General features: G+C 41.4%; 1 protein-coding gene. It reads right to left on the bottom strand.

The genetic code is table 11. The features are described from left to right. Nucleotides 1-312: 312 nt before the first annotated feature. Nucleotides 313-1193: IS3 family transposase (locus tag BUB05_RS18365; protein ID WP_094763085.1), on the bottom strand; the 881-nt coding region annotated here is incomplete at its 5' end.

Below are 1193 nucleotides of genomic sequence, written 5' to 3'. Positions count from 1 at the left end.
TATAATGGTACCGCTTGTCAAGACATAAATTCCAATTATCTAAGTTATGAACTCCTTTCGTTTTAAGATTTCGGATTTATCAACATACCCTAAGATATATAGATTTTAAAAGAATTTTAATTCATTAATTTAGAGCACTGAATAAATCTGGTGCCGATTTGCCATTGACATGGAGCCTCTGTCGATATGGATAGTTCGCCTAAGGCGGAAACATGTAGGCGCTGCGATTCAAAAGGCTACCATATCGCCTTCTCCAAGTAAATGGTCCGCAAGCCAAATCTGTTTTAGTTAGCAGAAGGGTTTTCTGCAATATCAGGCTGCTTTTAGACAGTTGCCGTAATAGATATCAGCTGGCGTATCATAGTCATAGCTTTGATGACCTCTATCGAAATTGTAATGATCCATATATAGCCTGGTTAGAGTCTTTACTTCTGTAATGGTTTCTGGATATGCCAGGTATAGTCTTTCCCATTTGAAGGATCTGAAGAATCTTTCAATTGCGATGTTATCAGTAGCTCGGCCTTTACCGTCCATGCTGATTCTAGTATGGTCAAGGCTCTTTATCAGGTCAATATACTCATTCGATGTGAACTGGCTGCCTTGGTCGCTGTTGATTATATCAGGTTTTCCATGCATTCTTACAGCGTCTTTTACAACTCTTGTTACTGTATCTGCCTGGAGGGTATTGCTGACTGAATAGCCTACGATAAAGCGTGAGTACCAATCAATAATTGCTGTTAGGTAAACGAAACCTGTTGGGGTTCCAATATATGTGATATCAATGGACCAAACTTGATTAGGCCTTGTAATCTTCATGTTTCTGAGAAGATAAGGGTACGTCTTGGCCATCTTTGCTCGCTTGCTAAGGTTGGGGCCAGGGTAGAATGCGACTATGTCCATTTCCTCCATATATCGCTTCACACGACGTCTTCCAATCTTGGTGTAGCCTCGTTTGTGAAGCTCGTTCAGTATTCTTCTAGAACCGTAGGAGGGCTCTTTGTAATGGATAAGGTCAATGGCATTCTTGATGTCTATTTCTTCCCTTGAGGGGACCTTCTCCACTGGTTTGTGGTATGCTGTCGATCGTGGCAGGGCAAGGAGCTGGCACTGTCTCTTTATCGTCAAATCAGATCCGGTAAATTCGATCAGCGCTTTTTTTTCCTCATTTCGGAAACCTGCTTGTGCTTTTTTTT

The organism is Dethiosulfatibacter aminovorans DSM 17477, assembly GCF_900142005.1.
Taxonomy (GTDB): domain Bacteria; phylum Bacillota; class Clostridia; order Tissierellales; family Dethiosulfatibacteraceae; genus Dethiosulfatibacter; species Dethiosulfatibacter aminovorans.
The sequence above is the reverse complement of the archived record's forward strand: the minus strand, read 5'-3'. Positions and strand labels throughout refer to the sequence as shown.